14 protein-coding genes are annotated in these 15,972 nt (G+C 61.7%); 8 read left to right on the top strand and 6 right to left on the bottom strand.

What is annotated here, in order from left to right; all coding sequences use genetic code 11:
- The first annotated feature begins 86 nt into the window (after positions 1-86).
- On the top strand, positions 87-1,814 hold the full coding sequence (gene ggt / locus PBDP_RS18790) for a gamma-glutamyltransferase (RefSeq protein ID WP_116832839.1): 1,728 nt from the start codon (positions 87-89) through the stop codon (positions 1,812-1,814).
- Positions 1,815-1,853: 39 nt separating this feature from the next.
- Positions 1,854-2,387 (top strand): cysteine hydrolase family protein, encoded by a 534-nt coding sequence (locus PBDP_RS18785; protein WP_109755529.1) that lies wholly within the window; start codon positions 1,854-1,856, stop codon positions 2,385-2,387.
- A gap of 198 nt (positions 2,388-2,585) precedes the next feature.
- On the opposite strand, the gene PBDP_RS18780 is transcribed toward PBDP_RS18785, so the two are convergent.
- A complete protein-coding gene (locus PBDP_RS18780) occupies positions 2,586-3,446 on the bottom strand; it encodes a CAP domain-containing protein (protein ID WP_116832838.1) in 861 nt (286 codons plus the stop codon).
- 214 nt (positions 3,447-3,660) lie between these two features.
- Entirely contained in the window at positions 3,661-4,626 is a 966-nt protein-coding gene (locus PBDP_RS18775) for an EamA family transporter (protein ID WP_109755527.1), read from the bottom strand.
- Positions 4,627-4,869: 243 nt separating this feature from the next.
- Here PBDP_RS18775 and PBDP_RS18770 point away from each other — a divergent pair, with 243 nt between their 5' ends.
- Positions 4,870-6,000 carry a sensor histidine kinase gene (locus PBDP_RS18770; RefSeq protein ID WP_116832837.1) on the top strand — a complete coding sequence of 377 codons (1,131 nt, stop codon included), beginning with the start codon at positions 4,870-4,872 and terminating at the stop codon, positions 5,998-6,000.
- 96 nt (positions 6,001-6,096) lie between these two features.
- Positions 6,097-7,188 carry an SMP-30/gluconolactonase/LRE family protein gene (locus tag PBDP_RS18765; RefSeq protein ID WP_116832836.1) on the top strand — a complete coding sequence of 364 codons (1,092 nt, stop codon included), beginning with the start codon at positions 6,097-6,099 and terminating at the stop codon, positions 7,186-7,188.
- 173 nt (positions 7,189-7,361) lie between these two features.
- On the opposite strand, the gene PBDP_RS18760 is transcribed toward PBDP_RS18765, so the two are convergent.
- Entirely contained in the window at positions 7,362-8,360 is a 999-nt protein-coding gene (locus PBDP_RS18760; protein WP_163857958.1) for a LacI family DNA-binding transcriptional regulator, read from the bottom strand.
- Positions 8,361-8,527: 167 nt separating this feature from the next.
- On the opposite strand from PBDP_RS18760, the gene PBDP_RS18755 reads away from it, so the two are divergent.
- The 3 genes from PBDP_RS18755 (at position 8,528) to PBDP_RS18745 (ending at position 12,230) form a co-directional block, all read left to right on the top strand.
- A complete protein-coding gene (locus PBDP_RS18755; protein ID WP_109755523.1) occupies positions 8,528-9,703 on the top strand; it encodes a Gfo/Idh/MocA family protein in 1,176 nt (391 codons plus the stop codon).
- A complete protein-coding gene (locus tag PBDP_RS18750) occupies positions 9,700-10,776 on the top strand; it encodes a sugar phosphate isomerase/epimerase family protein (RefSeq protein WP_212801143.1) in 1,077 nt (358 codons plus the stop codon). Before PBDP_RS18755 ends, PBDP_RS18750 begins: the two co-directional genes overlap by 4 nt.
- A gap of 221 nt (positions 10,777-10,997) precedes the next feature.
- The gene (locus PBDP_RS18745) at positions 10,998-12,230 is read left to right on the top strand and encodes a nucleoside permease (protein WP_109755638.1); all 1,233 of its coding nucleotides are present in this window, start codon (positions 10,998-11,000) and stop codon (positions 12,228-12,230) included.
- An 18-nt stretch (positions 12,231-12,248) separates the two neighbouring features.
- Here PBDP_RS18745 and PBDP_RS18740 read toward each other — a convergent pair whose 3' ends face one another.
- A complete protein-coding gene (locus tag PBDP_RS18740) occupies positions 12,249-12,905 on the bottom strand; it encodes a polysaccharide lyase family 7 protein (RefSeq protein ID WP_212801142.1) in 657 nt (218 codons plus the stop codon).
- A 247-nt stretch (positions 12,906-13,152) separates the two neighbouring features.
- Here PBDP_RS18740 and PBDP_RS18735 point away from each other — a divergent pair, with 247 nt between their 5' ends.
- Positions 13,153-13,488 carry a hypothetical protein gene (locus PBDP_RS18735; RefSeq protein WP_109755520.1) on the top strand — a complete coding sequence of 112 codons (336 nt, stop codon included), beginning with the start codon at positions 13,153-13,155 and terminating at the stop codon, positions 13,486-13,488.
- 55 nt (positions 13,489-13,543) lie between these two features.
- Here PBDP_RS18735 and PBDP_RS18730 read toward each other — a convergent pair whose 3' ends face one another.
- Together PBDP_RS18730 and PBDP_RS18725 are read right to left on the bottom strand one after the other, a co-directional pair.
- A complete protein-coding gene (locus PBDP_RS18730; RefSeq protein ID WP_212801141.1) occupies positions 13,544-15,307 on the bottom strand; it encodes an L-lactate permease in 1,764 nt (587 codons plus the stop codon).
- Between the two features lie 247 nt (positions 15,308-15,554).
- On the bottom strand, positions 15,555-15,887 hold the full coding sequence (locus tag PBDP_RS18725; RefSeq protein ID WP_109755518.1) for a DUF6124 family protein: 333 nt from the start codon (positions 15,885-15,887) through the stop codon (positions 15,555-15,557).
- Positions 15,888-15,972 lie beyond the last annotated feature (85 nt).

Here is a 15,972-nt window from a genome sequence, read left to right as displayed (position 1 = left end):
GCTGACAAGCGCATTCCACAAACCGGGCCATACTGCCTAATGCTTTTGAAGCGATCCCTATCCTTAAAACAAGAAGAGACCGACTCATGAAGTTCGAATCCTTAGCCCGGACCCTCATCGCTACGTCATTGACCCTCGGTTGTTTATCGACGTTTGCTGCCTCCCAGGCGCCGGTGGCCGCCGAGAACGGCATGGTGGTCACCGCTCAGCACCTGGCGACCCATGTGGGTGTCGACGTGCTCAAGAATGGCGGCAATGCCGTGGATGCGGCGGTGGCGGTGGGATACGCCCTGGCGGTGGTGTATCCGGCAGCGGGTAACCTCGGCGGCGGTGGGTTCATGACGCTCCAATTGGCCGACGGCCGCAAGACCTTCCTGGATTTCCGCGAAAAAGCCCCCCTGGCCGCCACCGCCAACATGTACCTGGACAAGGACGGCAACGTCGTTCCTGACCTCAGCACCCGTGGGCACCTGGCCGTGGGCGTGCCCGGCACTGTCTCCGGCATGGAGCTGGCGTTGAAAAAGTATGGCAGCAAGCCTCGGGCGGAACTGATCGCCCCGGCCATCAAGTTCGCCGAGGAAGGCTTCACCCTGGAGCAGGGCGATGTCGATCTGCTGGAAACCGCCACCGATGTGTTCAAGAAGGACATGCGCGACTCCGGTGCGATTTTCCTGCATAACGGCGAACCGATGCAGGTCGGCCAGAAGCTGGTGCAGAAAGACCTCGCCAAGACCCTGCGGGAAATCTCCGCCAAGGGCGCCGATGGTTTCTATAAAGGTTGGGTGGCCGATGCCCTGGTCACGTCCAGCCAGGCCAACAAAGGCATCATCACCCAGGCCGACCTGGACAAGTACAAGACCCGCGAGCTGGCCCCGGTGGAATGCGACTATCGCGGCTACCACATCATCTCGGCGCCGCCGCCCAGTTCCGGCGGGGTGGTGCTGTGCCAGATCATGAACATCCTCGATGGTTATCCGATGAAGGACCTGGGCTTCCATTCGGCCCAGGGCATGCACTATCAGATCGAAGCCATGCGTCACGCCTACGTGGACCGCAACAGCTACCTGGGTGACCCGGACTTCGTGAAGAACCCCATCGATCATCTACTGGATAAAAACTACGCCGCCAAGCTGCGGGCGGCGATCGAGCCACAAAAGGCCGGCGACTCCCAGAAGATCAAGCCCGGCGTGGCGCCCCATGAGGGCAGCAACACCACCCATTACTCCATCGTCGACAAGTGGGGCAACGCCGTTTCGGTCACCTACACCCTTAACGATTGGTTCGGTGCCGGCGTCATGGCGAGCAAGACCGGGGTGATTCTCAATGATGAGATGGACGACTTCACCGCGAAGGTCGGCGTGCCCAACATGTATGGCCTGGTGCAGGGCGAGGCCAACGCCATCGCGCCGGGCAAGGCGCCGCTGTCATCCATGAGCCCGACCATTGTCACCAAGGACGGCAAGACGGTCATGGTGGTGGGCACCCCGGGCGGTAGCCGGATCATTACCGCGACGTTGCTGACCATCCTCAACGTGATCGACTACGGCATGAACCTCCAGGAGGCTGTCGATGCGCCGCGTTTTCACCAGCAATGGATGCCGGAGCAAACCAACCTCGAAACCTTCGCCGCCAGCCCGGATACCCAGAAACTGCTGGAAAGCTGGGGGCACAAGTTTGCCGGCCCGCAGGACCCCAACCACATTGCCGCGATTTTGGTCGGCGCGCCGTCATTGGGTGGTAAGCCAGTCGGCAAGAACCGTTTCTATGGCGCCAACGACCCCCGTCGCAACACCGGCTTATCGCTGGGCTATTGATAGCGGTTGGGATCGAGCAGCGTTTTCAAGAGGAAAGCCATGAACACCGCATTGCTGATCATCGACGTCCAGAACGCACTGTGCCGCGGCGAAGAGGAATGCTTCGACATCCAGCGCGTCATCCGGACCATCAACGACCTCGCCGCCAAGACCAGGGCCCTCGGCTTGACGGTGATCCTGGTCCAGCACGAAGAGTTGGAAGGCTCGTTGACATATGGCTCTGCCGCCTGGCAACTGGCCGACGACCTGTTGACCGCGGCCGATGACCTGCGGGTGCGCAAGACCACGCCGGACGCCTTCTACCAGACCGATCTACTGTCGCTGCTGCAAGCCCGCAGCATTGATCGCCTGGTGATCTGCGGGCTGCAAACCGACTATTGCATCAACGCCACCGTGCGCCAGGCCCATGCCTTGGGGTTCGACGTGGTCCTGGCCGCCGACGCCCACTCCACGGTGGCCAACGGCAGCATGTCCGCCGAGCAGATCATCGCCAACCACAACAACCGGCTGGGGCGGCTGAGCAGTGCGGTGTCGCGGATCGACGTGGTGCCGGCTGCTGAAGTCCGCCTCTGATCCGAAAGACAAGGTTGTCTGACCCCTGTGGCGAGGGGATTTATCCCCGTTGTGTGGGAGCAAAGCTTGCTCGCGATGCATGCGCTTCGGTTCCCAGGGAGACCGCGTTATCTTCATCGCGAGCAAGCTTTGCTCCCACAGGTGGGGATCCCCTTCGCCACAGATTCGCTGTTTGCAAGTTTGGGCGATTCTGGCTCCTCAAGGAGCGCCTAACACCATCGTCCAGTACACCCCCGCATCGCTGCGCGAGTCGCTGGCGGAAGCTGCGCCCATCTGGGTGAACATCGGGTTCATCAGGTTGGCGCAGTGCCCCGGGCTGGCGAGCCAGTCGTGCAGGGCCTGGCTCGGTGAGCGTTGGCCGGCGGCGATGTTCTCGCCCAATTTACGTCCGCGAAAGCCGGCGCTCTTGGCCCGATCGGAGGTGGAGCGACCGTCCGGATCGCGGTGGGCAAAAAAATTCTCGCGGGCCATCGACCGGCTGTGGCCTTGGGCGGCGGCTCCCAGCGCGGCGTTCCAGCTCAGCGGCCGAGCCGCCGCGAAGCGCTGGCTCCCGCACATCCGCGGCCTGGCCCTGGCGGCGTTGACTTGAGCCAGCAGTGTCTTGTCCGCCGAACCCGCATCGTCCATCCGCGTACCGCCCATGGGCTGCGCCAGCACCACGCGCCATTCATCACCGACCCGATTGACGCCGATGTCAGCGTACTGGTTGTCCAGCAGCGCTGCGCAATGTTCGTCTGCCAGCATGTCAAAGGCTTCTTCGGCGTCCCGTGCATCGGTCAGGCGGATGCTACGCACGGCCCGGGCTTGATAGCCGGCGTCTTTCAAGGTTTCCCGCAAGCCTCCACGAAAACCGATCGGCAAGCCCAGGCTCGATCGCAGCACCAGCGGCTGGGTGGCACGTACCGTGCGCCATTCACAACGGCGCGACTGGCCACGGAAGTCGTTGATGGCGTCCACCAGTTGTCTTTCGCCGCGAGCATGGGCGGGACTGGTGAGTAAAGGAAACAGGGTCAACAAGCACAGCGAAACGAAACGGCAAGAGCGAACAGGATGGCGCATGGGACGAACGGCTCAAGAGGGGGAGTTGCCATAGCGCCAGGCTTGGCGCCGATCAGCTGGAAAACGCGTCGCAGCAGGTTGGCGAGGTTTTCACGGCTGGGGTAGGACTGTGGGTTTGGGAACAAGTTTCAGGAGGCCGGAGACTCTCTGCGAGGTGGCACAACACCCTTGCGGCGAGGGGATAAATCCCTTGCCACAAAGGCATTCGGTCAGTTCAATTCGTCGCTTCAGCCACAGCCACCTTGTCCCGCTCAACCTTGCGATAGGTCAGTAACACGATGCCGGTCACCACAATCGCGCCACCCATCACCTGGCCCGGATTGAGCATCTGGTCCAGCACCAGCCAGCCGATCAGCAACGTTGCCAGCGGTTCGATGTTCATCACCGGGGCGTTGCGCGGCATGTCCAGGCGCGGCACGGATATGAACAGCACAATGAATCCGGTGCCGTAGAGCACCACCAGGGTCGCCAGGGCGAACCAGCCGGTACTGCTGGCCGGCAGGTCGAAACCGCCGGGGAGGGCGCCGGTCAGGCCGGCGAGGTTGACGCTGCTGAAGACGATGAAAATCGTCAGCAGGCTGCGTACCGAGCCACGCACCTGGGATAGCTTGTGATCGGTGATCCATAGCGCGCAGGCAAACACGCAGGCGGCGCAGAAGGCCAGGCCCACCCCAAGTAGCCATTGCGGGCCGACGTCCTGCCCGGACGATAACCGTGCCGGCACTTCCAGCACGAACACCAGGCCCACCAGGATCATGCCCATCAACGCGGCGGTGCGCGCCGTCGGGCGGGGCCCTCCCAGCGCCCAGGTCAGCAGGGCCAGCAGGATCGGAAACACGTTGCCGACCAACAATGCCAACGCCACGGGCACCCGTGCCACGGCGGAGTACAGGCACAGGCTCTGGGCGCCGATCAACAGCCCCAGGGTCAATTGCCAGCGCCACGCACCGGACGGCAGGCGCAGGCTCTGTCGCTGCCAGAGCACCAGCGCCGCCAACACCAGCAGTGTTCCGCCCGAGCGCAACAGGATTGCCAGCAGCACGCCGGCCCCGTCATCAAACGCGGCCCGCGCGGCGACATGGTTGCCGGCGAAGGCACAGCCCATGCACAGCAGGACGAGTACCGCGAGGTGGCGGGGTAATGGCGTGGGGAGGTCAGGTGCGGCGATGGGGCGATTCATGGCAGGTGTCTCGAAGGCGGCCGCCAGGGCAAAAGACCCCGGATCAGCTATTTTAGTTATAGGTTGTCGTACAACATCGGGGTTTTTACCTCATAGGGTGGCAAGAGACAAGGTTCGTAGCCTGTTCAACGGCTACAACGGCGTGGCGACCTTGCAAGACCGCGCACATTGTCTGGCGCTTTGCTGTACAACGAACCTGGCCGCTGTGTGGTTTGCAGCATTACCCTTCTTGCGGAACCACTCATGCGCCTGGCTGATTTCATTCTCGACAATATCGAGCCGATTCTTCAGGCGTGGGAAGACTTCGCCAAAACCATCACCCCCGCGTCCATTGGCATGGATTCCGTGGCCCTGCGCGACCATGCCGAGCAGATGTTGCGTACCATCGCCGCCGACTTGCGCACCTCGCAAACGCGCAAGGAACAGATTGCCAAGTCCCACGGGGAGGCGCCGGTGGCTGATGCCGAAACCGCCGCCGAAACCCATGCGGTTATCCGCCAGTCCTCGGGTTTCACCGTGGAGCAAATGGTTTCCGAATACCGGGCCCTGCGCACCAGCGTGCTCATGCTCTGGATGCCGCACACCCAGCTGGATCACAAACAGGTCATGGATGATCTGATTCGCTTCAACGAGGCCGTGGATCAGGCCTTGGCCGAGTCCGTCGTCAGTTACTCGGGGGCGGTGGATGCGTCGCGCAATATCTTTCTCGGCATTCTCGGGCATGACTTGCGCAGCCCCTTGGGCGCGATCCTGCTGAGCTCCGAAGTGCTACTGCGGGCCGGGGACCTGCCCGCCAAAGCTACCAAGATCACGTCGCGCATCTACACCAGCGTCAAGCGAGCCAACAAAATCGTCGGTGATCTGCTGGATTTCACCCGTACGCAACTGGGCTCGGGCATTCCGGTGCAACGCTTCAACGGCGATCTGGTGGCGGCCTGCGAAGGCATGGTGGAGGAGGCGCGGGCCTATCACCCGGAAAACAGAATCCTTTTTGAAACCAGCGGTCCCCTGGAAGGGCTGTTTGACCAGGCACGCATGGAACAGGTGTTCTCCAACCTGATCGGCAATGCCGTCCAGCATGGCGCCGAGGGCACGCCGATTACCGTTTCGTTGAGCGCTGAAGAGGATATGGCAGTGATTGCGATCAACAACCAGGGCAAGCCTATCGAGAAAGGTGCCATTGCCAGTATTTTCAACCCGATGATCCGGCATCTGCGCAGCGGTGAGATGCAGTACGGTTCCACGGCCGGGCTTGGACTGGGCCTGCACATCGCCTCGGCTATCGTATCGGCCCATAAGGGCACCATTGAGGTCCATTCGAAGGCGCGAGTCGGCACGACCTTTACCGTTCGTATCCCGCTGCACCCGGAGTGATCGATTGTTCGGACGAACGGGTGCGTATACTTGTACGATGTCTTATCACGTAGTAAAACTGTCGTCCCGTCCAATAATAATTAACGGAGACGCACGATGGATGCTTCGCAATCTGCAATTGCAACCGATCAGGGCCGCCGGGTATTCCTGAAAAGATCCCTGGTGGTCTCGGCGGCCGCCGCGACCCTCGGTAACTTGCCGGGGCTGGCTCAGGCCGAGCCTCTGAGCCAGCGTTACCCGGACCCGCTGGTCAATATCCTTGACCCCAGCTTCATGGACTTGCGCATTTTCAACGCCAGTGTGGAAAAACTCGCCACCGGCCTGCGTTGGGCGGAAGGGCCGGTGTGGGTGGGCGATGGTCGTTACCTGCTGGTCAGCGACATTCCCAACAACCGCATCGTGCGCTGGGATGAAGTCACCGGTGGCCTGTCGGTGTACCGCGAGAACTCCAATTTCTCCAACGGCATGTGCCGCGATCGCCAGGGACGTTTGTTGGTGTGCGAAGGCTCCACCACCTCTAGCGAAGGTCGGCGCATCACCCGTACCGAGCACAACGGCACCATTACCGTGTTGGCAGACAGTTTCGAGGGCAAGCCGCTCAATTCGCCCAATGACATCGTGTGCAAGCGCGATGGCTCGGTCTGGTTCACCGACCCACCGTTCCAGACCGGCAACAATTACGAAGGACACAAAGTCACGCCTGCCCAGCCCCACGCGGTGTACCGCATCGACGGTGAAACCGGCAAGGTCAGCCGGGTGATCGACGACTTGGCGGGGCCGAACGGATTGTGTTTCTCCCCGGACGAGAAAATCCTCTATGTGGTCGAAGGCCGGGCCAAACCCAATCGCTTGATCTGGGCGATCACCGTCAAGGACGACGGCACGCTGGGGGAGCGGCGCAAGCACATCGAAGGCCTGGATTACGCGGCTATCGATGGCATCAAATGCGATGAGAGCGGCAATCTCTGGTGTGGCTGGGGTGGCAACGGCGATCCCAAGGCCGACCTGGAAAAACTCGATGGCGTGCGGGTATTCAACCCCGAGGGCAAAGCCATCGGGCACATTTCCCTGCCGGAGCGCTGCCCCAATGTCTGCTTTGGCGGGCGGGAAGGCAATCGGCTGTTCATGGCCGGCAGCCACTCGCTGTATTCGCTGTTCGTGAATACCCGGGGGGCGACGTTTGCCTGATGTAGCAACGGATCTTCAGGTTGTCGACCATTGTGGCGAGGGGATTTATCCCCGTTGGGCTGCGAAGCAGCCCTAAGCTCAGTCAACCTTATGAGCCTGACACACCAAGATGTCAGGTTTTAGGGCCGCTTCGCGGCCCAACGGGGATAAATCCCCTCGCCACAGGTTCCTTGTTAGGCCAGGGATGCCGTACTGCCACGCACCGTCAACTCAAACGGCAACACCACATGCCGTTCGGCAAGCGGCTTCTTCTCGATCAGCGCGATCAGCATCTCTACCGCTTTTTGGCCAAAGATTTCGGCAGGTTGCGAAATGGTGGTCAGTGGCGGGTCGCAATAGGCGGCGAACGGGATGTCGTCAAAACCCACCAGTGAAATATCTTCGGGCACCCGCAGGCCCATTTGCTTGATGCGCCTGAGCGCGCCGATGGCCATCTCGTCGTTCTCACAAAACAGCGCACTGGGGCGGTCGGCCAGTTCCAGCATCGCGCCGGCGCCATCGTCACCGGCCTTCAAGGTGAAGTCGCCATGGCAGATCAGGTTGGGGTCGATGGCAATACCGGCCTGGCGCAGGGCGTCCTGATAGCCGGATACGCGGTCCAGGGTCAGGGGACTGCTGCGTGGCCCCTTGATGATGCCGATGCGCCGATGGCCGAGGCCGATCAGATGCTCGGTCATGGCCTGGGCGGCGGCCCGGTTGTCGAGGCTGATGGTGGGGTAGGGGGCGCCTTTGACTACTTCGCAGGCGTTGACCAGCGGCAGGGATTCAGCGCCAGGGGGCAGCGATTCAAAAGGGTTGCTGGCGCGCAACTGAATCACTCCGTCGGCCTGGTGGGCGTAGACCAGCGCAGCGAACTCCCGTTCGATGGCTTCCCGGCCCTGGGTGTCGCACAGCAGCAACCGATAGCCCGCCGCCTGCGCGGCCTGCTGTGCGCCGCTGATGACCCGGGCGAAAAACGTGTTGGCGATGGTCGGCACCAGGATCACCAGGTTGCCGGTGCGGCGGGAACGGAACTGCACCGCCATCAGGTTCGGCCGATAGCCGGCCTGTTCCACCGCGGCGTTGACCTTGTCCCGCGTTTCGGGGAGCACCCGCTCGGGTGATTTCAGCGTTCTGGACACCGTGGCCACTGATACACCGGCCAGCCGGGCCACTTCACGAATGTTGGACAAAATCACCTCAAGGGGCAGGGGCTACGGTTGGGGAGCTTACCGCAGGTTGAGCGCCCCACAAATGTTCAGGTGCGGACAGATCGGGTTTGACACACCAGGAAACTGAGCCTAGATTTTCGCCATGATGTAACCGGTTACATCATCATGCTGACAAGAAGAGAATCGCGATGAATCCTGCAGTACGAAAAATAAGAATGGGCTTCGTCGGCGGTGGCGAGGGCGCTTTCATCGGTCAGGCCCATCGTCAGGCGGCGGGGCTGGACGGCGGTTTTGAACTGGTGTGCGGCGCGTTCAGCCGCGACCCTCACAACACTCGGCAGACCGGCGCGGCCCTGGGCCTGGCCGCGTCCCGTTGTTATCACGATTGGCAGCATATGCTCGACACCGAAGCGCTCCTGCCGCTGGATCAGCGCATGGAACTGCTGGTGATCGTCACACCCAATCATCTCCATGCACCCATTGCCAGCCAGGCATTGGAAGCGGGTTTCCATGTGTTCAGCGAGAAACCCGCCGCCCTGGACCTCAAAGAGTTGCTGGCCCTCAGGGAGGTGCTGCAAGGCAGCCGTTGCCTCTACGGCCTGGCCCACACCTACCTGGGCTATCCCATGGTTTGGCAGGCGCGGGAGATGGTGCGTTCGGGCGTGATCGGCCAGGTGCGCAAGGTGCTGGTCGAGTATCCCCAAGGCTGGCTCAGCCAGGATGTCGCCGCCCAGGGCAACAAACAGGCCGAGTGGCGCGACGACCCCTTGCAGTCCGGTTTGGGCGGTTGCATCGGTGACATTGGTACCCATGCGTTTTCCCTGGCCGAGTTCGTCGCGGACCAGCCTATCCAACAGCTATGCGCCGCGTTAGGCACGCATATACCGGGCCGGCAGTTGGATGACGACGTGGCGATGCTGTTCAAGATGGCGGACGGCGCCAGCGGCGTATTGCTCGCAAGCCAGGTCTGCACCGGTGAAGAGAACCCACTGAAAATTCGCATCTACGGCGACAAGGGTGCCTTGGAATGGCGCCAGGAAGAACCGGCGAGCCTGATCCATCGCGCCTTTGACCAACCCCTGCGCATCCTGCGTAGCGGTGTCGGCCAGCCGTGGCTGTGCGAGGCGGCCCAGCGTCGCATGCGCCTGCCGGCCGGACATCCCGAGGGCTATCTGGAGGCCATGGCCAACCTCTACGGCGATTTCGCCCAAGCCATTCGCAACCATGTCGAAGGCCCCGACATCCCCGGCGTGCCCGGCATCGAGACCGGCCTGCGTGGCATGGCGTTCATCGAGGCCGCCATTCTCAACCACCGTGGCGACGCCAAGTGGACCACCGTACAAACCGGAGCTTCCCTGTTGTGAAAACCCTCGACAAGACCCCGAGTGGCCTGCGCGGCCCAGGTATTTTCCTGGCGCAATTCATGGCCGCCGAAGCCCCGTTCGACACCCTGGCCAACATCGCCCAATGGGCGGCGTCGCAAGGCTACAAGGCCATTCAATTGCCGACGTCGGGCACGCAATACATCGACTTGGCCCGGGCCGCCGAGAGCCAGGATTATTGCGATCAGCTCAAGGCGACCTGTGCCCAGGCTGGCGTAGAGATCAGCGAGTTATCGACGCACCTGCAAGGTCAATTGGTGGCGGTGCACCCGGCGTTCGACACGCTGTTCGACGACTTCGCCCCAGCACATCTGCGCGGCCAGCCCCAGGCGCGGACCGAATGGGCGATCGAGCAACTCAAGCTCGCCGCCCGCGCCAGCCAGCGCCTGGGCCTCAAGGCCCACGCGACGTTTTCCGGTGCGTTCCTGTGGCCGTATCTCTACCCCTGGCCGCAGCGTTCGGCGGGCCTGGTGGAACAAGGTTTCGCCGAACTGGCCCGGCGCTGGCTGCCGATTCTCGACTGTTTCGACGCGGCCGGTGTGGACCTGTGCTACGAAATCCACCCCGGCGAAGACTTGCACGACGGGGCCTCGTTCGAGCGCTTCCTCGACGCGGTCGATCATCATCCACGGGCAGCGATTCTCTACGACCCGAGCCATCTGCTGCTGCAACAGATGGACTACCTGGGCTTCATCGACCGTTACCACGAACGCATCCGCATGTTCCACGTCAAGGACGCCGAATTTCGCCCCGATGCCCGTGCCGGGGTGTACGGCGGTTACCAGGGTTGGGTCGATCGCCCCGGGCGGTTCCGTTCGTTGGGCGATGGCCAGATCGATTTCAAAGCGATCTTCAGCAAGCTGACTCAATACGATTTCAGCGGTTGGGCGGTCCTGGAATGGGAGTGTTGCCTGAAAGATTCGCAGCAGGGCGCCGCAGAAGGGGCGGCGTTCATCCAGCGGCACATGATCAGCAAGACCGGCAAGGCGTTCGATGATTTCGCCAGCGTCACCGCGGATGAGGACTCCAACCGGCGGCTGTTGGGGTTGAGATAACCGGCCCAAAGCAAAAAAACCTGTGGCGAGGGAGCTTGCTCCCGCTGGGCTGCGAAGCGGCCCCAAATAGGCTGGCGCGGTTTTCCAGAAACACCCTGCCAGCCGGTTTTACGACTGCTGCGCAGCCGAGCGGGAGCAAGCTCCCTCGCCACAAAAGCAAGCCACAAAAGCAGCGCAAGATTTTTCATTTTCACAAGAACAACAATAAAACGGTGATGGTCATGACCACGATGAACGCACGCTTGAGCGTGATGATGTTCCTGCAATTCTTTATCTGGGGTGGCTGGTTCGTCACCCTCGGCACCTTCCTCTCCAGCACCCTGGGCGCCAGCGGCGGGCAGATCGGCATGGCGTTTTCCACTCAGTCGTGGGGAGCGATTGTCGCGCCGTTCGTGATCGGCCTGATCGCCGATCGCTACTTCAACGCCGAACGGATCCTGGCGGTGTTGCACCTGCTTGGCGCGGTGTTGCTGTATCAGCTGTATTCGGCGGCGGATTTCAGCGTGTTCTACCCGTACGTGCTGGTGTACATGGTGATCTACATGCCGACGCTGGCCCTGGTCAATTCCGTGGCATTCCGGCAGATGCGCGACCCGGCGCTGGAGTTCTCCCGCATCCGGGTGTGGGGCACCATTGGCTGGATCGTCGCGGGTGTGGTGATCAGCTTCGTGTTCGCCTGGGATTCGCGCGAAGCGATCTCGGCAGGCGGCCTGCGCAATACCTTCCTGATGGCGGCCATCGCGTCCCTGGTCCTGGGGCTCTACAGCTTCACGCTGCCGGCCACGGCTCCGCTCAAGGAACAGGCGAGCACGGGGGGCATCAAGCAATTGCTGGGGCTGGACGCGTTGGGGCTGTTGAAGGATCGCAGCTACCTGGTGTTCTTCATCGCCTCGATCCTGATCTGCATTCCCTTGGCGTTCTATTACCAGAACGCCAACCCATTCCTGGCCGAAACCGGCATGACCAACCCGACGGCGAAGATGGCCATCGGGCAGGTATCGGAAGTGTTGTTCATGCTGCTGTTGCCGCTGTTCATCCAGCGCTTCGGCATCAAGCTGGCGCTGTTGGTGGGTATGTTGGCGTGGGCGTTGCGCTACGTGTTGTTCGCCTACGGCAATAACGGCGACCTGGCGTTCATGCTGTTCACCGGCATTGCCCTGCACGGTATCTGCTACGACTTCTTTTTTGTCTCGGGGCAGATCTACACCGATGCCAAGGCGCCGGAGCGTTTTCGCAGCTCGGCCCAGGGCCTGATCACCCTGGCGACCTATGGTGTGGGGATGTTGATTGGATTTTGGGTGGCGGGGCAGGTGACCGATCGCTTTGTCGTGGCTGGCGGGCATGACTGGCAGAGCATCTGGCTGTTCCCGGCCGGGTTCGCGTTGCTGGTGCTCGTCTGTTTCCTGTTTACCTTCCGCGGCCAGCAGGCGCTCGCTACGCCGTCAAAGGCCTGAGACAGGGCTGGGCGTCAGTCATTTGTGGCTGACGTCCAGTCTGGTGTAGGTCACTTTCCCGCCTTCGTTGGAATAACCTTTGTTATCCAGCGTGTAGACGCCGGCCTTGAAATAGAAATCGTAGCCGTACCAGGACGAGTCCAGCTTCACCTGTTTGCCAACGTTGTTGATCAGCACCGAGAGCTTGCCTTGCTTGTCCATTTGCAGCGAGTAGGAGAAGGCTTTGTTCAGCGGTACGTTTTGCACGGTGTAGATCGCCGGGCTCTTCTTGTCCTTGGGTTTGACCCGGTACTCCACGTCGATATTGCCGGTGCCCTTGGCGTAGCGGTACACCAGCTTCAACAACGGCGTGGGGGCGTCTTTGGCGTGGATCTGCGCCACGACCACGCGGCCTTCGGAAGGCACCTGGTTTACGGCCAGGGTGCCCTTGAGGGTATTGATGCCGCTGTTGTAGCGCCAATTGCGCAGTTTTCCGTCTTTGCTGGTTTCCCGCAGTTCGGAGCGCGGGTATTCGCTTTTGCCGGTATGGGAGCCCGTGACCGGCGCCCAGAAGACGATCCGCTGGCCGTTATTGTCGAAATACTTGTTTTTCAGGGCCGGCATGGCTTTGGTCGCCACGACCTGCGCGGGTGTTTGCACGGGCAGGGTGATGTTCCAGACAGTCAGGTCAATCATGATCAAATGCTCCAACAGAACCGGCCATTACTCATCAGCCGGAATGGGCAAGATTACCTTCTGTGGCACAGTGTCCATGTTATCGACGAGGGCCCGTTTGGCTGCAGGGGCAACTGACGAATGGCTCTGCGCTGAGCCTCCCAGGTAGTTCTGCTAATTGCGCGGGATAATGTCAATTTGATGCTGATCGGTTAGAGTACGCGCCGCCCGAGAGACGGATCCCGGGCGTTTTCTCATGGAGTATTCAATGAACCACATCAGTAAAGTTGTCGCCTGCGCACTGTTCGGCCTGGCCCTGGCGGGTTGCACCGGCACCCCGATGAAGACCCAGCAGTACGATGCCAGCCAATACACCGTTGTCGGCCACAGTGAAGCCAAGGCCACCGGCCTGCTGCTGTTCGGCGTGATCCCGATCCAGCAGAACAACCGTTTCGTGCGCGCCCAGACCGCAGCGATCAAGGCCAAGGGCGGCGATGCCATGATCAACACTCAAGTCCAGGAAAACTGGTTCTGGGCCTGGGTCCTGACCGGCTACACCACCTCGGTGTCCGGTGATGTGGTCAAGCTGAAAAGCGTTCAGTAACACTGCTGTTCTTGAACATTCCCACGCTCCCGCGTGGGAATGATCGATATCTCCGTTAACGTCCTCCCACCACCATATGCGTGAACGGCGCCACATACGCCTGCAACGTCACCAGCCCGCCCACCAGAATCGCCAGCACCACCGAGTGGAAAAACACGTAGCGCAGGATTTCCCCTTCATGGCCGTACCAACGGGTAGCGGTGGAGGCGACCACGATCGACTGGGCATCGACCATCTTGCCCATGACCCCGCCGGAACTGTTGGCCGCGGCCATCAGCACCGGGCTGATGCCCAACTGCTCGGATGTGACCCGTTGCAAGCCGCCAAACAACACGTTGGACGCGGTGTCCGAGCCGGTCAGCGCGACGCCGAGCCAGCCCAGCAAGGTGCCGAACATGGGGTAGAAAATGCCCGTGGCGGCGAAGGCCAGGCCCATGGTCGCGTCCAGGCCCGAATACCGCGTGAGGAACCCCAGGGCCAACATTGCCACGATGGTGATCAGCGAGTAGCGCACCACCCAGAGCGTTCGCAAGTAGTGGTGCAGCAGTTGCGGGATGGAGTAGCCCATCAGCAAGCCACCGAGAATCGCCGCCAGGAAGATACCGCTGCCGGTGGCGGTGAACCAGTTGAACTTGTAGACCGCTTCCTCGGTTTTAGGCTGGGGCACCACCGGCGGGACTTTTTCGATCTGCTGGTGGATGGTGCCGAAGGTCACCAGGGGCGAGAAGATCGGATTGGCCTCGCGCATCGGCTTGCCTTGGGGGTCAAGCTTGACCGACTGCGTCTGCGGGTCCAGTGCCGGGCGGGTATCGAACAGGTTCTTGAAACCCTGGGTGCCCCAGGCGAACACGAATACCGTGAGGATGATCCACGGCATCCAGGCCCGGAGCACGGCGGGGCGGGTGTCGCTGGAAAATGCGGCGCTGGCGGTGGGTTGTTCATCCTCGCTGGCGTCGATCTTCGAGTTGTCGACTCGCCCGGACAGCGCGGCGGAGGTGTGCACCGTGGCCGGTTTCCAGACCTTGAGGAAACCGGTGAGGCAAGCCATGGAAATCAGCGCAGCGATGACGTCCACCAGCATCGGCCCGTGGTAGTTCGACACTAGGAATTGCGGGATGGCGAAGCTGACGCCGGCCACCAGGATCGCCGGCCAGACCTCCAGCATCTTGCGCCATCCGGCGAAGGCCCAGATCAACCAGAACGGCACCAGCACGGAGAAAAACGGCAACTGCCGACCGACCATCATCGACAGCTCCATTTCATCCAACCCGGTGACCTTGGCCAGGGTGATGATTGGCGTGCCCAGGGCACCGAAGGCCACGGGCGCGGTGTTGGCGATCAGTGCCAGGCCTGAGGCGGCCAGGGGCGAAAAGCCCAGCCCGATGAGGATCGCCCCGGTCACCGCCACCGGCGTCCCGAAGCCCGCCGCACCCTCGAAGAACGCACCAAAGCAAAAGGCGATCAGCAGCAATTGCAGGCGTCGGTCGTCGGTAATGCGTGCGAGGGAATCTTGCAGGACCTTGAATGAGCCGTTCTCGGTGGTCAGGCGGTGCAGGAAAATGATGTTGAGGACAATCCAGCCAATGGGCAGCAGCCCGTTGGCCGCGCCATAAAGTGCCGCAGACCCGGCCATGCCGACGGGCATGCCGAAGGCGAAGATCGCGATCAGCAAGGCCGAGGCCAGGGCCAGCAACGCCGCCAGGTGTGCCTTGACATGAAAGAACGCCAGGGAGGCCAGCATCACCACCACCGGAACCGCCGCCAGGAGCGTGGACAGCACCGCATTACCGAAGGGATCGTAGACTTGTTGCCAGACCATGTTCCACCTCTGCTTTTTATTGTTGGAAGTGCAGGCCCCAGGGGGGATTGGCAGAGAAGTATAGGCGGGGATTGGGGGAGGGGACTGCCAGGCAACCCCTGTGGCGAGGGGATTTATCCCCGCTGGACGCGCAGCAGTCCCAATGTCTGTCAACTCGGTGTGTCAGGTTGATCCCTACCTGCCTTTTTGGGGCTGCTGCGCAGCCCAGCGGGGATAAATCCCCTCGCCACAAAGTTGATGCGCCCGGCTAGCGTGCTTCGACGTTGTCCAGCGCGCGGTTCGCTAGCAGTCCGCTCAGTTCAATCAATTGCTGGATGCCCAGGGCGATGTGGCGCCTGGGACCTTCCAGGTCGAAGGCCAGGTCACTGACCATGGCGTTGGCCGAGGCCAGGTTTTCGCTGAGGTTGGCGAGCAGGGTTTCGGTGTCGACGCCGTTTGCGACGGTGAACAGTGGGCCTGGATCGGCCTCGGGTTTGCCGGGTTTGGGCTTGAGGTAGTGGTCGAGGATGCGGTCGGCGGCTTTGTCGAACGCTTTTGAGTGGGGATCGGTGTCTGGTGGGTTGGGTGTTGGTTTGAACATAGATGAAACTCCAGATAAGAAATAGGAGCCATCACTCTCGCTACCAAACGAAGGGTGGCGGCCATACGAAGGTTGGTAGACCGGT

The organism is Pseudomonas sp. St290, from assembly GCF_018325805.1.
Classification (GTDB): Bacteria; Pseudomonadota; Gammaproteobacteria; order Pseudomonadales; family Pseudomonadaceae; genus Aquipseudomonas; species Aquipseudomonas bijieensis.
Note: the sequence above shows the minus strand (reverse complement) of the source record. Positions and strands in the feature narration are given on the sequence as shown.